This is a genomic window from Streptomyces capoamus (assembly GCF_014654935.1).
Classification (GTDB): Bacteria; Actinomycetota; Actinomycetes; order Streptomycetales; family Streptomycetaceae; genus Streptomyces; species Streptomyces capoamus.
The window spans coordinates 188,331-189,185 of sequence record NZ_BNBF01000010.1; the positions used below are offsets into that span (position 1 = coordinate 188,331).

The 855-nt window shown below is 70.6% G+C and carries 1 protein-coding gene; it reads left to right on the forward strand.

Translation table 11 applies throughout. From position 1 onward, the window contains the following. Positions 1-177: 177 nt before the first annotated feature. On the forward strand, positions 178-855 hold a 678-nt coding region (locus IE312_RS40685; RefSeq protein ID WP_229900026.1), incomplete at its 3' end, for a C40 family peptidase.

Consider the following 855-nt stretch of genomic DNA (forward strand, 5'->3'; position numbering starts at 1 on the left):
GAGAAAACTCTACCCGACCTCCAAGGGTGCTCCTGACCACAGGGAAGGGGCGGCGCGGCCGTCCGGAGGGCCGCGTACATCATTCGGACCGTCAAAATGCGCGTTCTGTACCCAGTTGGGAAACTGATCAACGTGCACACTCGCGGACAAATCACCCCCGAATGTGAGGCAGATCGCATGACCGCTCCCGTGTTCGAGGACATCGACCCGGCGAGCGACTGCGCCTGTCCCGGCTGCGCCCACGAGCGGCCGGCCCTGCGTCCCCCGTCCGGCCGCGTCCGGTCCGCGGCCCGCACCGTGGTGGTCGTGGCCGCCGCGGCCGCCGCCCTCGGCACGGTCCCGTCGGCCGCAGCCCTCACCCCCGACCACTCCCCGCACCGCCAGGCTCTGCCCGGTGACGGAGAGCCCGACACCCCGCAGGGCGCCAAGGCGCCGCTGCACGGTCCGGCGGGCGCGCCCGGCGCCCCGACCGCCCCGCTCCCCGCCACCACCCGCACGGCGATCATCAACCGGGCCAAGACCTGGGTCGCCGCGCAGGTGCCGTACAGCATGTACGCCTTCTGGTCCGACGGCTACCGGCAGGACTGCTCCGGTTACGTCTCCATGGCCTGGGGACTGCCGAACAACGAGTGGACCGGCAGCCTCGGCGAGTTCGGCGTCAAGATCACCAAGGAGGAGCTGCAGCCCGGCGACATCCTGCTCTACCACAACCCCGACAACCCCGAGAAAGGCTCCCACGTCGTGATCTTCGGCGGCTGGACGGACTCCACGCACACCTACTACACGGCCTACGAGCAGACGCCCCCGCACGCCCGCCGCCAGACCACGCCCTACGCCTACTGGAGCAACTCCGGC